The organism is Rhodococcus sp. YL-1 (assembly GCF_001942025.1).
In the GTDB taxonomy this organism is placed as follows: Bacteria; Actinomycetota; Actinomycetes; order Mycobacteriales; family Mycobacteriaceae; genus Rhodococcus_F; species Rhodococcus_F qingshengii.
The window spans coordinates 5,418,566-5,432,364 of the sequence record NZ_CP017299.1; the positions used below are offsets into that span (position 1 = coordinate 5,418,566).

14 protein-coding genes are annotated in these 13,799 nt (G+C 62.2%); 3 read left to right on the forward strand and 11 right to left on the reverse strand.

The window, feature by feature from the left end; all coding sequences use genetic code 11:
• Positions 1–24: 24 nt before the first annotated feature.
• The 9 genes from BH682_RS25135 to BH682_RS25175 all read right to left on the reverse strand — a co-directional run bounded on the left by BH682_RS25135 (position 25) and on the right by BH682_RS25175 (position 9,932).
• On the reverse strand, positions 25–1,947 hold the full coding sequence (locus tag BH682_RS25135) for an SEC-C domain-containing protein (RefSeq protein WP_223304609.1): 1,923 nt from the start codon (positions 1,945–1,947) through the stop codon (positions 25–27).
• Positions 1,948–1,982: 35 nt separating this feature from the next.
• A complete protein-coding gene (locus BH682_RS25140) occupies positions 1,983–3,875 on the reverse strand; it encodes an SEC-C domain-containing protein (protein WP_075834443.1) in 1,893 nt (630 codons plus the stop codon).
• Positions 3,876–3,893: 18 nt separating this feature from the next.
• A complete protein-coding gene (locus BH682_RS25145) occupies positions 3,894–4,571 on the reverse strand; it encodes a GAP family protein (protein WP_030537205.1) in 678 nt (225 codons plus the stop codon).
• Positions 4,572–4,620: 49 nt separating this feature from the next.
• Entirely contained in the window at positions 4,621–6,174 is a 1,554-nt protein-coding gene (locus tag BH682_RS25150) for an acetolactate synthase large subunit (protein ID WP_063316036.1), read from the reverse strand.
• Between the two features lie 150 nt (positions 6,175–6,324).
• Complete coding sequence (locus BH682_RS25155) at positions 6,325–7,899, reverse strand: polyamine aminopropyltransferase (protein WP_007729559.1); 1,575 nt, start codon at positions 7,897–7,899, stop codon at positions 6,325–6,327.
• On the reverse strand, positions 7,899–8,402 hold the full coding sequence (locus BH682_RS25160; protein WP_042448576.1) for a DUF350 domain-containing protein: 504 nt from the start codon (positions 8,400–8,402) through the stop codon (positions 7,899–7,901). The genes BH682_RS25155 and BH682_RS25160 overlap by 1 nt, the downstream gene beginning before the upstream one ends.
• Entirely contained in the window at positions 8,399–8,815 is a 417-nt protein-coding gene (locus tag BH682_RS25165) for a DUF4247 domain-containing protein (RefSeq protein ID WP_037128670.1), read from the reverse strand. Before BH682_RS25165 ends, BH682_RS25160 begins: the two co-directional genes overlap by 4 nt.
• The gene (locus tag BH682_RS25170) at positions 8,803–9,303 is read right to left on the reverse strand and encodes a DUF2617 family protein (protein WP_063315746.1); all 501 of its coding nucleotides are present in this window, start codon (positions 9,301–9,303) and stop codon (positions 8,803–8,805) included. Before BH682_RS25170 ends, BH682_RS25165 begins: the two co-directional genes overlap by 13 nt.
• Positions 9,300–9,932: a DUF4178 domain-containing protein gene (locus BH682_RS25175; protein WP_050654601.1), complete on the reverse strand. Its 633-nt coding sequence runs from the start codon at positions 9,930–9,932 to the stop codon at positions 9,300–9,302. The genes BH682_RS25170 and BH682_RS25175 overlap by 4 nt, the downstream gene beginning before the upstream one ends.
• Before the next feature lie 171 nt (positions 9,933–10,103).
• On the opposite strand from BH682_RS25175, the gene BH682_RS25180 reads away from it, so the two are divergent.
• On the forward strand, positions 10,104–11,417 hold the full coding sequence (locus BH682_RS25180; RefSeq protein ID WP_063315745.1) for a YhgE/Pip domain-containing protein: 1,314 nt from the start codon (positions 10,104–10,106) through the stop codon (positions 11,415–11,417).
• Between the two features lie 99 nt (positions 11,418–11,516).
• The gene (locus BH682_RS25185) at positions 11,517–12,893 is read left to right on the forward strand and encodes an NAD-dependent succinate-semialdehyde dehydrogenase (protein ID WP_039973099.1); all 1,377 of its coding nucleotides are present in this window, start codon (positions 11,517–11,519) and stop codon (positions 12,891–12,893) included.
• Positions 12,894–13,027: 134 nt separating this feature from the next.
• Here the strand turns inward: BH682_RS25185 and BH682_RS25190 are convergent, their stop codons facing one another.
• Positions 13,028–13,306, reverse strand: coding sequence for a hypothetical protein (locus BH682_RS25190; protein WP_058037626.1), 279 nt, complete (start codon positions 13,304–13,306; stop codon positions 13,028–13,030).
• Between the two features lie 74 nt (positions 13,307–13,380).
• The gene (locus tag BH682_RS36800; RefSeq protein ID WP_223304610.1) at positions 13,381–13,575 is read right to left on the reverse strand and encodes a hypothetical protein; all 195 of its coding nucleotides are present in this window, start codon (positions 13,573–13,575) and stop codon (positions 13,381–13,383) included.
• Between BH682_RS36800 and BH682_RS36805 the strand changes: the two genes are divergently transcribed.
• Positions 13,574–13,798 (forward strand): hypothetical protein, encoded by a 225-nt coding sequence (locus tag BH682_RS36805; protein WP_223304611.1) that lies wholly within the window; start codon positions 13,574–13,576, stop codon positions 13,796–13,798. The two genes, BH682_RS36800 and BH682_RS36805, sit on opposite strands and share 2 nt — an antisense overlap.
• Position 13,799: the final 1 nt, after the last annotated feature.

Sequence of the window (13,799 nt, forward strand, 5' to 3'; positions counted from 1 at the left end):
CGTGCGCCTTTTTGGTAGTTCGCGCTACCGGAAAGGCGCACCGGCAAGGCCGCGGCTGAGGAACTCCACCAGCTGACCCGGTTCGGTATCCACCGACTCGATCAGTTGGATCAACTCCTTCTTGTCTTCTACCGCAAGCGGTTCGATGCCACCGAACGTGCGCATCGTGGACCCGGCCGGAAGAACACGAGCACACACGAGTGTGCCTGGCTCGAGGTTCAGCGAGCCCCACTCGTCCGTGACCTTCACCAGATGGCCGTTGCGGACGTCGCTGAGGGTCACCAACTGTCCCGGCTCCGTCGAGGCGACCTTGTACACCGAGCGCGGAATCGACAACCACTGATCGGCCAGTTCGCGTTCGTCGGCAGGCAGCAGTTCTCCGCGGCGCTCGACAAAAGCTGCGAAAATACCCGCATCGAACAAGGCAGCGTCGACGGCCAAACCACCTTCGACGGCCAGCGTCAGTGCTTCTTCGCTGTTGAACTGCTCGGCACGGATGAGCGCAAGATCGAACACGGCGTCGAAGTACTCCGGCGTGCGCGAGAACAACTGAGCCTTGACGTAGAGCCAGCTGGCCCGGTCGTCGAACGTCACCTCGGACTTACCGAGATGGCAAACCTTGAACTTTCGACCGGAACCGCACCAGCACTTGTCATTTCGTCCGAGTTCGGGGTGCTCGGCCGGGGCGTAGCGCTGAAGAACCTCGTGCAGAACCTCGGACTCGCCACCCTCGATTCGGCCCAGCAAAGCCAGCGCGCGCGTCACATCGCTTCGATCGGCGGCCAGTAGCGCCAGATCGAAGATCGCGGGAGTCCAGTCGGGATCTAGATCGTGCGCAGTTTCGTACGACGCCTCAGCGGCCAGGATCTTGCCGAGACGATCCGAAGCCTTGCCCGCCAGCCAGTGCGCTGCCGGCTTGACACGACGCGACCCTTTTTCGGCGAGAGCAGTTGCAACAGAATGCAATACGGAATCATGATCGTCGAGTTCGGACAACAGCTCCAACGCTGCCGCAGCCGCGGGCGGCTCGGCGAGGCCTGCGAAGGCCTGCGGATCCTCCTTGATCTGCTTGCGCGCCCAGTCCGAGACATCGTCGACGCCTTCGGCTTTCGCGGCCATGACCACATCGACGAAGGCGATCACCGACGCGGCTTCTTCGGGGTGCAGATTCTCGCGGACCTCGAGCATGCGGGCCCGGTTCGCCAGGTGGTATGCCTCGAAATCGAATCCGTCGACCGCAACGTAGTCACCGTCGCGGACGTAACCTGACGCCTCGAGCATCTCGCCCAGCGGGGCGGTCGGCTGACGGAACAGCGACGGCTCGTCGAGCATCAACTGCCAGACAATGGCATCGAGGGTGTCAGCACCGATGTCGGCAAGGACCGTCGCCAGGTGCTCGCCGAATCCGGGTGCGGGATCCAGTACCTCGGGGATGGTGCAGAGCGTCAGCTCACGGTCAGCGACGAACAATCCGATCAAGTCACCTTCCGAGCACTCGGCAAGGGTGTCGGTGTCGAGCAGAAAGCCTTCGTCGTGTGGGAACTCCGGATCTTCGATCCCACGATCAGCCAATAGATCGTCGTCGGTCCCGCGGTGCACGACGCTGATGCCGTGGATTTCGTCGTCGTCACGATCGAGGAAAACCCGCAGCATCATCAGATCGGGGTTCGCGTCGAGAACGCCGGACCTGATTTCCGCTTCGGTGAGCCGATGGGTCAACACTCGATGCTCGAACAACGTGTCGAGGGCGGCGTACCGTTCCTCACTCAAGTATCCGAGCAACGGGTCCTCGACGTACTCGACGAATTCGGTCATGTCCTCGGCTGTACCGTGCCCGGCGTCAGCCAACAGGGTGCCCCAGTCCGCCGCTGTCTGCGGGCCGTGCTCACGCAACAACTCCATCGCGGCTTCGGCGATCAAGTCATTGGCATCCATCGGTTCGTTCACCTATCCAACTTTAACGGGGTCGACTCGATACATCGTCACCGGTCATCGGTCGAGTGATCGGCGCCTCCACGCAACTCGCGCACCAGTTCTTCGGCCTCGAGATCTTCGGAAGCGAGAACCTCGAGCACCCTCGCAGCCTGCGATTCCGTTGCCATGACCACAACACCCACCGCAAACGCGCCAGTGGGGGCCGTCAGGACCCGAGCACTGATCACATCACCTGGCTTGCCTTCGACCGAGTGAGCAACCGTGACGGTCTCCTTGGACCCACGATCGAGCAGCACGACGCCGGTGTCGGACGTTTCGATCACCTCGTACACCGACCTCCGGATTCCGAGCCACTGTGCGGCTGTCACAACTTCCGCCTCCGGAAGTAGTTCGCTGCGTCTGGCCAAGAATTCGGCAAAGATTCCACCCTCGAACAGAGCGACGTCCAGTGCCGAGCCGTCGAAGATCGTGGCCGCGATCAGTTCGTCCTCGGAGAGATTTTCGTTTTCGAGATCGTCGAGCCCGGTCACGATGTCGACGAATTCGGAGGCAAACGCAAACAGGCATGCCTTCTTGTACAGCCACCGACCGTCCGCCTTGACGGATTCATCGGCCTTTCCGAGGTGGCAGACCTTGTACTTGCGGCCGGAACCGCACCAACACTTGTCGTTTCGTCCGAGTTCCGGGTGATCGGCTGGGACGAAGTCCCGCAGTACGGCGTAGAGATTCTCTTCGGTTCCGCCGTCGATCCGCCCGAGCAGTGACAGCGCCCGGGTCGCGTCGCCCCGGTCCGACGCGAACTGAGCCAGCTCGAACAAAGCCGGACCCCAACCGGATTCGGCAAGGACCGCTTTCTCGTAGTGCGCTTCCGCTTCGAGGACGCGTCCCAGCCGATCGACGGCCTTACCGGCGAGCCAATGAGCCGCCGCCCGCACCGACCGTGGCCCTCGCTCGGCCAGTTCGGAGGCAAGCGCTTCGAGGATTGCGTCGGTCACCGGGTCCTGATTCCGAAATCCGAGATCGAACACGGCCACTGCAGCACCCGGATCTGCCAGTGAGACAAAAGAGTCCGGAGCAGCGCTCACATGACGGTGGGCCCAGTCCGCGATATCGAAGTCGGCGATGACCGCGTCGGTGTATCCGCGGTCCGCCAGATCGACAAACGCAACGGCAGAGACTGCCTCGTCGTGGGTCAGGTCGTAGGTACTGGCCGCCAAGGCTGTCCGAATCTGCAGGTCGTAGGCGTCGAAGTCGAATCCCCGTCGGGCCAGTAGCTCACGCTCGTGCTCGTAACCTGCCACCTCGAAGATCTCACCCAGCGGCGCAACAGGAACCGTGAAGAGTGACGGATCCTCGATCAGGAGTTGCCAGCACACAGAATCCAGGGCCTCGACTCCGTCCTCCTCGAAGAGTTCGCCGAGCGCCGGAGCAAGATCGGGTTCGTCCTCGATCTCGACCAGACGAAACGCAAGTGTTCCGTCTTCGACAGCCAAGCCGACGAGATCACCGTCGGCGCACTCGCCGAGGGTTCCGGCCGGAAGTACCACAACTCGTCGACTCCGGAAGGGAGCAGCTCCGCGTTCGGAGGCTGCTTCTTCCGCCAGGGCCACCCGGATCGCCCCGTCGTCGTCGCCGAACGCCAAGATCGGTTCCAGGTCGGGGCTCGCGTCAAGGATGTCCGACGCAATTTCGACTTCGCTGAGCCGGTGAGTGAACACGAGCCCTTCGAGGACCGTGTCGAGAGCGACGTACTTTCCGTTGGGCAGGTACCCGAGCATCGGTTCGGACAGGTACTCGAGTACATCGGCCAACTCGGTCGCAGTTCCGTACTCCTCGAGATGGGTCGCCCACTCTTCGAGACTCAGCGGGCCTTGCTCGCGCAGAACAGCCAAAGCAGCGGAGGCAATGGAACCGGCAGCGTCGTCGTCGAAATCAGTCACCCGCCAATGGTAGGCGACCTATTGCAGCCCACTGAGCCCCTCGCCCAGCACGGTCGCACCGAGGATCGTCAGGATGACCGTCATCATCACCGCGTTGTTGGCGGTCATCCATGCCTTCGCGGACGCGAGGATCTCGTCGGCACGCTTGCCGGAGAACACCTTCACCAGGATCGGCGACGCGATGCCGACGCTCGCGATGACCGTGAAGATCACCGCGGCAACAATCTGTTGGGCAACGACATTCGTGGCGACCGCGATAGTGGCCGCACCGGATACCGCCAGCGCTGCATTCTTGGGATTGACCGCCGCGGACAAGAACGCCAATCCGAACGCCTTCCGCGGAGTCAACCCGTCGACGCTCTTCATCCACTTCGGAACTGTCGGCTCACTCCCGTTTCGCGGACGCGCGCGCCACTGCTTGTATGCCAAGCCGAACAGGACAAGACCCAACACGATTCGTACGACGCTCGACCACACCGAAGTCTGCGACGACTCCGACTCCGCAAACGAATAGTCCGCGATCACGATGGTCACCGCGACGACTGCCGAGATTCCGAGGACCCACCCGAGTAGAAAAGATGCCGCCCCTCGATGTGCTCCAGCGGTGATCATGACGAGCACGATCACCGCCATGGGCATCGAGACGAAAAGCAGGCCGAGGGCAATCGGAAGAGACAAACCGATCGCAGCTAGCACCGAAAACCTCCAGTTGAATGCACGATCGACGATCGATTCGAGGTCGAAATCACGACGTCGGAGGCAGCATGACCTCGATGAGATGCGGGCCGGGTTCCGCCAGCGCTGCGGCAAACTGTTCGGCCAACTCCTCCGCTGTGTTCGCCCGCGACGCGGGCACTCCCAACCCCTCGGAGATCTTGACGTAGTCCATGTTCGGAGATGACAGATCCAACATCGACTGTGCGACGACGCCGCCACCTTCTGCGCCGACTCGTTGCAGTTCGCCACGCAGGATGGCGTATGCGCGATTGTTGAGCAGAATCGTCGTGACGTTCAACATCTCTCGCGCCTGCGTCCACAACGCCGTGATGGTGTACATCGCGCTTCCGTCGGCTTCGAGATTGATCACCGGTCGCTCCGGCGCTGCCACAGCGGCGCCCGTCGCCACCGGGATGCCCTGGCCGATGGCACCTCCGGTGAGCGTGAGCACGTCGTGGCGCGGCGCTCCGGCAAGGGCAATCGGGATCGCCCAACCGGAAGTCGCCGCCTCGTCGGAGATGATGGCGTCGCCTGGCAGCAGGGCGCCGATCACGTCGGCCCAATTTCGAACGTCCAGAGGCCCGCTCGGCAGCGCCGGCCGATTCGCTTCCTGCAAAACAGGTTCGACTCCCGGTGCCACGAGTTCGGCCACTGCCTCCAGTGCACCGGCAACATCGTCGCCGACGCTTGCCAGCGTTGTCACCGCAGCACCCTCCGGTGCCAGATCGCTCGGTTTTCCGGGATACGCAAAGAACGAGACCGGCGAAACCGCTCCGGCCAGAACCAGCTGAGTTGTTCCGCGAAGTTGTTCGGTGGCGTGCTCGGCGAAGTATCCCAAGCGCTCGAATGACGGTAGCCCCGCACCGCGTTGAAGCCTGGCTGGAAAAGTCTCGATCAGAATCTGTGCACCGGTCGCGACCGCAATTCGGGAAGCGGCGCGCAGCCCAGCTTCGGAACAGGCTGCGCCGCCCAGCAGTAGCGTGGCGCGACCCTCGGCATTGAGCGCGCCCACCACCGAGTCGATCTGTTTTGCAGAAACTTCCGCCCGCGGCGGTATGTCCCGAGGACCCGCAAGAACTCCACCTTCGCCCCACGAGACGTCGGCAGGGAGGACAAGTGTGGCAATGTGCCCGGGCGGATTCATCGAGGCGGCAACGGCGTCGGCCGCGTCGCTACCGACGGTCGCGGTGGATTCGGAACGTCGACTCCACCCCTCCAACCATTCGGTCAGCGCATCGATGTTCGATTCGAGAGGAGCGTCGAAACCGTGGTGGTAGGTCGCGTGGTCCCCGACGATGTTCACGATGGGGGTGTGGGCGCGGCGCGCGTTGTGAAGGTTCGCCAGTCCGTTCGCCATACCGGGGCCCAGATGGAGCAGCGTCGCGGCGGGCTTTCCGGCGATCCGTGCGTAGCCGTCCGCGGCACCGGTCACGGCGCCCTCGAACAAGCCGAGTACCGCACGCATCTGCGGAACGGAATCGAGTGCGGCGACAAAATGCATCTCGGACGTTCCTGGATTGCCGAAGCACACCTCGACGCCCGAGTCGACCAGGCTTTGGATAAGCGACTGTGCACCGTTCATTTCGATCACCTCTTCTTCATGAAAAGCTGCGAATGCTTCCTGCGCTTCATCGTGAGCAACCGAACTCCCGGTGCGTGCTCCTCGATCCGAACAGTCATCCGTACCTCCGTCGTGGCCGAGAGTCTCGATTCAAGCTACTCGGTCGGGAGTTCAGCGTTCGTAGCCCTTGCGCATATCGTCGACGATGCGTGGCCGGTCGAGCGTCGAGGGCTCCAACTCCCGCCTCGGGCGATCGCGAGGAAACACCGAGGCCGACGCCAGCGTCGGCTCGTCGAGGAACCGTAGTTCCGGCACATCAGCGGGCAGACGAAGGTCGGGTGGAGTGGATCCCGCTTGCGCGAGCACATATCCCCAGTCACCGAAGCTCGGCACGAAAACGTGGTAGGGCGAGACACTCAGTCCGACAGCCGATACCGTCGACACCGTTCGCCAGTACGCATCCGGCGTCGAGTACGGGCTGCCGGATTGGACGACCATCAGCCCGCCCGGATTCATCGCGGCAGCGGCAAGTCCGTAGAACTCCATCGAATACAAGCGGCCAAGTGCGGGGGTGTCGGGATCTGGGAGGTCGACGATCACCGCATCGAAACCCGGTTCCGGACGCTCTCGCAGCCACCGAAACGCGTCGTCGAGTACGACGTCCACCCGTGGATCCTCGAGCGCTCCCTCGTTCAGATCACGAAGACGCGTGTTGGCCAACTCGATGACTGCCGGATCGAGTTCCACTTGAACGATCTGCTCGACGCTGTTCATTCGCAGCACTTCCCGTGCAGCGAGGCCGTCACCGCCGCCCAGAATCAGCACGCGCCGGGGGTCGTTCACCAGGGCCGGATACACCAGCGACTCCGTGTACCGATGCTCGTCGACACTGGAGAACTGCAGGTCTCCGTCGAGGAACAGGCGCACGTCGTTCCCCCGCTCGGTGACGACGATTTCCTGGTACACCGATCGCTCGGCGGCCACCACGGGATCGGTGTAGAGCCGCTGCCTCGACGTGGTCTCGATGTCCGACGCTGCGATCAGCAACCATCCGATCAAACTTGCTGCCAACAGCATTGCGACGACGGCGATCGATCGTGCGCGCAGGCTGAGCTGCCACCGAAGGAGTATCAGCGCGACCACTGCCGCAGCCACGAGATTGATCATGCCGGTGAGTGCGGCACCGCGAATCATTCCCGCCCACGGCAACAGTACGAACGGCCACAGCAGACCACCGATCAATGCGCCGAGGTAGTCGGCGGCATTGAGGTTGGCCAGTACCTTTCCGGTGCTCTGTGCGTCGTTGTCGCTGCGACCGGACTGCAGGAGCGTCATCAGCAGAGGCACTTCGGCACCGACGAGGATGCCGATCAGCGCGGTCGCCGCCACCAGAACTGCTGCGCTGGAACCGAAGAACGTGAAGGTCACGTACAGCGTGACGGCACTGAATCCGCCGATCAGCCCGAGCAGTATCTCGACCGTCACGAACGAAACGGCAGCGTGTCCCAGCAGAGGTTTGGCGGCCAGCGCTCCGATACCCAGAGCCGCAACAAATCCCGCGACGATCAACGACGTCTGGGTGATGCCGCCGCCGGTCAGACTCACGCTGAGTGTCAACAGGGCCAGCTCGTAGATCAGGCCACACGCAGCGCACGCCGCAACAGCCGCAAGGAGAAGGACGCGTGCACGCGGGCCGAGCATCGTCGAACGCTCGTCAACTGTCACATCGGGATCAGCGGCAACCATCAGGTGAGCGCTGCGGCGTTCACCAAACCGATGGACAGCAAGCTCACACCCACAGCCCACGCGGCGCCACACATCTTCGGATCCTGCACCAGCGCAACCAACTTGCCGGGAAGGAATGCGTTCATCAATCGCAGCGCGATCGCTTGCAACACGATCGCGAACAGTCCGTACACCGCGGAGTCGGCGAGTCCCTGAGCAAAGCCGTCCGAACTGGTCAGGATTGCCGTCACCACGATGATCGCCAGCGCAAGATGATTGGAGGCCAACAGAATCGCAGCGTTCGGGTTCTTGTCGACGTAAACCTGGTGGCGGAGATTTCCGGGTGTCATGAGGTCGAGGACCAGGAATCCCGTCGCCAGAACCGCTGCACCGACGACGAAGTAGGCGAGGGTGCCGAGAACGCCCCCGACGAGCAATGCCGGATCCACCGTCCCGATCTCGACGGAAGTGGATGCAAAGATGTTCGTCACGCCGTTCTCCTTCTCATTGAGCATTACCGTCATTTGGCACTACCCGAGCCGCCGCTGCCACTGCTTCCACCCGCCGGGGATCCCGGGTTGAAGCCCGGTCCCAGGTACGCGTATCCGCCGCTGCGATACGTGCCGTCGATGTCCTCTACCTTGATGGTGCTGCCACCGCCCGAAGCCGAACTGACAGTGACGATGTCGTCGTCGTAGCGCAGGTATTCGTTGCCGCCGTCAGCACTTCGCGCCGCTGGTTCGTCCGCGTCGACAATCCGTGAGACGGTCGTGCCCACTGGATCTTTCGACGAGTACAACACGACGTCGCCATCCTGGGACGTCTTGGAATAGTTGTCCGCGATGAAGTCTTTGGCTCCACCACCGCACGCCGACAAGACAATTGCGGCCGCCAGCATCACCGGAGCCAACCACGTCCGCCCCCTCACGGCTGCCACCTGCTGCGTGTCTTCACGATCACTCCTGTCCCCTCCCCCGGGTACAAATGCCAACTCTGCCAACTCCACCCCTGGCGGTCTCGCACGCCATACAAAGCGGTCAAAGCCGTGTCGTCACCGGGAAAGGATCCGCAGATCCAACCGTCGTGGCCGGCGGACTCTTTCAACGACGCAGCTTCCGAGTCGAATTCGACCCGGTCCATCACCAGTGAGGAAGACTCGAACCGGTAGTTTTGCGTGGACTCCACTGCGGGCAGTAGTTCACCGCCGACTGCAAGAGCATCGCACGAAACCTGTTCGGTCAGTTTCTTTCCCGACGCCCAGGCCGTCACCACGTGCGAAGCCCCCAGCACTCCGAGGGTCAGCGTCGCGTCGGAAGTTCCGATCACCAACTCGGCGAGGGTCGGTGGCGCAGGAGCTCCCAGTACCAACCCCAGTGCCGAGGCATCCACGTCGGTCGGCTCCACGTCGAGTAGATACAGGCTCATTCCGGGGGGCCCGAGTGGATGACAGTGAGTTCGCTGCGAGTGACCGCCCGTCCCGTGGAAACCTCCCACGACTGTCCGCGCGCCCACTTCTCGAATGCAATCAGGCCGGTCTTGTCGGCGGTCGCATAGTCCGCGTATTCCATCGAGCCGGAAGGGGCCGTACCCGTCGTACCCTCGGCCGTGAACTTCGCCGTTCCACTTTCGATCTTGCGGTGAACCTTGTCGTCGAGAATGACGTCGCCGTTCGGGACCAGGTTGGTTCCTTCTCGACGCATCCAGAGAGTCATCTCCAATTCGCCCTCGTCGTCCTCGACCGTCAACCAACGACGACCGGTCGAACCGTCGAGAAGGTGCTCACGCCAGATGTACCCCTCTTCGTCGAGCGTGATGGTCCCTCGAACAACATGGTCGATACCCGCGTACGTGATGATGTCGCCGACCCCGATCTTGTGGGGGTCGTACACCTCGGGATAGTCGGCGAGCGGGTCGACGCGAGCATTCGGCTTGCCCTGGCGTCCACGCAGGACCACAAACACGACGGCAGCGATCACTACGAGTATCAGGACAACTATCAGCACGTTGGTCAACGGTTTCTCCGAAATCGTCTCGGCAGGGTTGCCGCGGGCCATACCCTACCGATCCGTTCTCAGCCTTTTCGGATGAGACTGCCGGCAATCCGGCCTGTCGCCGACCGGACAGGTCTCCAGCGCCGCGGGCAGATCGAAAGACTGCCCCGGCGCACCTTTGCGTTTACGCTCAGCCCGAGGAACTCCGCGCGAACGAAAGCCGGTCGACTGACGATGAGCAAGAACACGGAGCCGTCTGCCCGCACCGTCATGCACACACCACGATTCTGGTTGACACCATTGATAGTGGTCACCCTCTTGATGTCTGCGCTGGCAGCGTTGTACATGGGCGGAATACTCGACCCCAAGAAACACCTGGACCAGTTCCCGATCGCCCTGGTCAACCAGGACGAGGGCGACACCCTCCCCGGTGGCGACCCCGCCGACCGCAAGAACTTCGGAAACGACATCGTCGCCGGCCTCGAAAGCGGAATCGACCACCAGAAGATCGACCTGCAGCAGATCGGTATCGCCGAAGCCCAATCGCGGTTGAGCTCCGGCACGCTGTACGGCGCGATCGTGATTCCCAGTGATTTCACGAAGAGGACGATCATCCTGGCGGAGGCCAGCGTCGTCGCCGGTGACGTAGAGCAACCGATCATCACGATCTACACCAATCCTCGCGCCGGTTCCGTCTCGGCATCGCTGGTCCAGTCGATCGGAACCACAGCCCTCGCCTCGGTCAACAAGAACATGGGCGAGCAACTCACCGCCCTTGTCACCGCGCAGTTGGAAGCGGGAGGCACCGGAGCCCAGATCTCCGGAGCGAGCCGCCTGCTGCTCGAAAACCCGGTGAACGTACTCACGGTTGCCCACGATCCACTTCCCGACGGAACCGGATTCGGTTTGGTGGCATTCTATTTCGCGCTGCTGTTGGTCCTTGCGGGATTCACCGGAGCAACCGTGGTCAATTCCTTGGTGGACGGCATGCTCGGATACGCGCCTACCGAATTCGGTCCACTCTTCGTTCAGAACGACGTTGTGGGTATCAACAGGTTTCGAACGCTGCTCGTCAAATGGGCATTCATGATCGTGTTGTCCGGCATAGTCTCCGCGTTGTTCCAGTGGATCAGTCGCGCCCTCGGAATGCCGGTCACTCACGGGCTTGCATTGTGGGAGTACGGCGCGCTGGTCATCACAGCGGTGGGCATCACGGCGATGTCGGTGATGGCCGCGTTCGGCTCGTTGGGCATGTTGATCAACCTGTTCGTGTTCGTCATTCTCGCGCTGCCCTCGTCCGGTGGCACCATCCCCCTCGAAGCCAGCCCCAGGTTGTATGCCTGGCTGGCGCAATTCGAGCCGATGCACCAGATCTACATGGGCACGCGATCGATCCTGTTCTTCGGCGCACGCGGTGAGGCAGGCCTGCTGCATGCCGTCTGGATGACGTTGGTGGGGCTACTGATCGGCGTCGTACTCGGCATCGTGACCACCCGTTTCTACGACCGCAAGGGCTACGAGCGCACCCATCGTCCCAAGGTGGCGTGACATGGTACCCAGCCGGGATTTGATCGAAACCTGTTGAGCCGATTCAATGTGATTGCGCGTTTCGGGAATCTTCGAGCCCCTTCCGCACGTTGTACAACTATGGCTAATTACAAAACAGTCAATCCCGCGACAGGTGAAACCGTCAGGGAATTCGATACTTTGGATGACGCCGGAGTTGAAGCCGCACTTGCGAACACGCATCGCGGCTACTTGACCTGGCGCAACAGTGCGCCACAGCAGCGTGCGGCAGTCCTGAGCAAGACCGCCGAACTGTACACAGAGCGCGCAGACGAACTGGCCCGAATGATCTCCTTGGAGATGGGTAAGCCGGTCCGCGAGGCCAAGGGCGAAGTACAACTCTCGGCCGCGATCTATCAGTGGTATGCAGACCACGGTCCGGCACTGCTCGAGGAAGAACGACTCGACGTTCCCGGGGCCGAGGAGTCGGTTGTGTACCGGCGACCGATCGGCGCTCTCATCGGCGTCATGCCGTGGAACTTCCCGTACTACCAAGTCGCCCGCTTCGCGGCACCGAATCTGATGCTCGGTAACACGATCATTCTCAAGCACGCATCGAACTGTCCGCAGTCGGCGCTGCTGATGGAAGAGATTCTGCGACAAGCCGGATTGCCGGACGACGCCTACGTCAACGTCTTCGCGACCAACGAGCAGATCGCGGACATGATCGCCGATCCCCGAGTTCAAGGTGTGTCACTGACCGGCAGCGAACGCGCCGGAACCAGCGTCGCCGAAACTGCCGGACGCAATCTCAAGAAGGTCGTCCTCGAACTCGGCGGATCAGACGTGTTCATCGTCCTCGATTCCGACGACATGGATGCCACCGTCAAGTCCGCAACCAAGGCACGTCTGTCCAATGCCGGCCAGGCCTGCAACGCGGCCAAGCGTTTCATCGTCACCGAAGATTTCTACGACGACTTCACCAACAAGTTGGCGACGTCCTTCGAATCCGTCACTGCCGGTGACCCGTTGGACGAATCCACAGTGTTGGGTCCACTCTCTTCGCAGAGCGCGGCAGATACTCTGATCGAGCAGATCGACGACGCTGTGTCCAAGGGTGCCACGCTGCTGACCGGTGGAAAGAAGATCGACGGCCCGGGCGCCTACGTTCAACCGACATTGCTCGCAGACGTGACACCGGACATGCGGGCCTACAGCGAAGAACTGTTCGGACCTGCCGGAGTCGTCTACAAGGTCAAGTCGGCCAGCGAGGCTGTGGAACTTGCCAATTCGTCGGTCTACGGCCTGAGCGGATCCGTCTGGAGCAGCGATCTCGATTCCGCCCGGTCGGTCGCTGCAGATCTCGACGTGGGAATGGCGTTCGTCAACGAGCACGGAACGACGTTGCCCGGTCTGCCCTTCGGCGGAGTCAAGCGCTCCGGAGTCGGCCGCGAGCTGGGTCCGTGGGGAATGGACGAGTTCGTCAACAAGAAGCTGCTCCGCGTCTCGAAGAAGTAGTTCGACACAGAAGTAGTTCGACACAGAAGTAGCTCGACACAGAAGTAGCTCGGCGCAAAGAAAGGCCCTGACCTCGATGGAGGTCGGGGCCTTTCCTCATAACCCACGGACCAGCAAGCGGGTCCGCTGCCTGGTCACTCGCTTGCCGGCGTGGCACCCCCACGAGTGAGGCTCCACCCGAACCTCGTCGCGATGACAGCTGACCCCCAGCCCAACAGTGCACCCACCAGTGGAGCAGCGACGGCGGTGTAGATCGCCTCGTTGGAAACACCAACCGACACGGCGGAGTCACCGACGAAGGCGAAATCGGTTCGGGAGGCGAAGGACGCCCACTCGATCAGGCCGGAGACAACAATAATCAGGAACCCCAGCAGGAAGCCGAAGCCGGCCAGCAGAACGTGAAGTGCGCGCATCCGGTCAGTCTGCCTGTAACACCCACCCAGATAAAACCGACCTGCTGGTATGACACTTTCACGAATCGCTCGAACTACCGTAGTCGCCGCTGCCTCTGCGCGAGTGCAGCCATCTGTTCCGCGACTTCAGCGTCCGCGGACGTAGTCGACGTCACGATCCTTCCGGGTCTCAGCAGCGGGCCGACGACGCCGTACGGAGCGGCCTGCACGTATCTGGTGGTTGCCAGGACAGCAGCGTTGAACGAGCCGAACGTCTCGATTGTCGACATGAACCGGGCGTCGACCATGTTCCCGCAGGAACTGATCTGGGACACCGTCAATCCCTACTTCACCTTGCCGGTTGTACTCGGCCACGCCATCACGCTGTGGACTCCGACTGCACCGGGCGAACACTCTCTGATGGCCTACCAGACGTCCGCGGGCGGGCCGGTCACAACGGTCGATGTCAATCCGGCGACACCGATCGGTCCGGGGTGCGTCGTCGCACCCTGAT

What these genes read in the sequence shown, in the direction of transcription:
- BH682_RS25175 (WP_050654601.1), bottom strand. Translation starts at nt 9,932, where the DNA reads ATGGCCCGCGGCAACCCTGCCGAGACGATTTCGGAGAAACCGTTGACC.
- BH682_RS36800 (WP_223304610.1), bottom strand. Translation starts at nt 13,575, where the DNA reads ATGTCGACAATCGAGACGTTCGGCTCGTTCAACGCTGCTGTCCTGGCA.
- BH682_RS25170 (WP_063315746.1), bottom strand. Translation starts at nt 9,303, where the DNA reads ATGAGCCTGTATCTACTCGACGTGGAGCCGACCGACGTGGATGCCTCG.
- BH682_RS25190 (WP_058037626.1), bottom strand. Translation starts at nt 13,306, where the DNA reads ATGCGCGCACTTCACGTTCTGCTGGCCGGCTTCGGCTTCCTGCTGGGG.
- BH682_RS25155 (WP_007729559.1), bottom strand. Translation starts at nt 7,899, where the DNA reads ATGGTTGCCGCTGATCCCGATGTGACAGTTGACGAGCGTTCGACGATG.
- BH682_RS25160 (WP_042448576.1), bottom strand. Translation starts at nt 8,402, where the DNA reads ATGACGGTAATGCTCAATGAGAAGGAGAACGGCGTGACGAACATCTTT.
- BH682_RS25150 (WP_063316036.1), bottom strand. Translation starts at nt 6,174, where the DNA reads ATGAACGGTGCACAGTCGCTTATCCAAAGCCTGGTCGACTCGGGCGTC.
- BH682_RS36805 (WP_223304611.1), top strand. Translation starts at nt 13,574, where the DNA reads ATGAACCGGGCGTCGACCATGTTCCCGCAGGAACTGATCTGGGACACC.
- BH682_RS25180 (WP_063315745.1), top strand. Translation starts at nt 10,104, where the DNA reads ATGAGCAAGAACACGGAGCCGTCTGCCCGCACCGTCATGCACACACCA.
- BH682_RS25185 (WP_039973099.1), top strand. Translation starts at nt 11,517, where the DNA reads ATGGCTAATTACAAAACAGTCAATCCCGCGACAGGTGAAACCGTCAGG.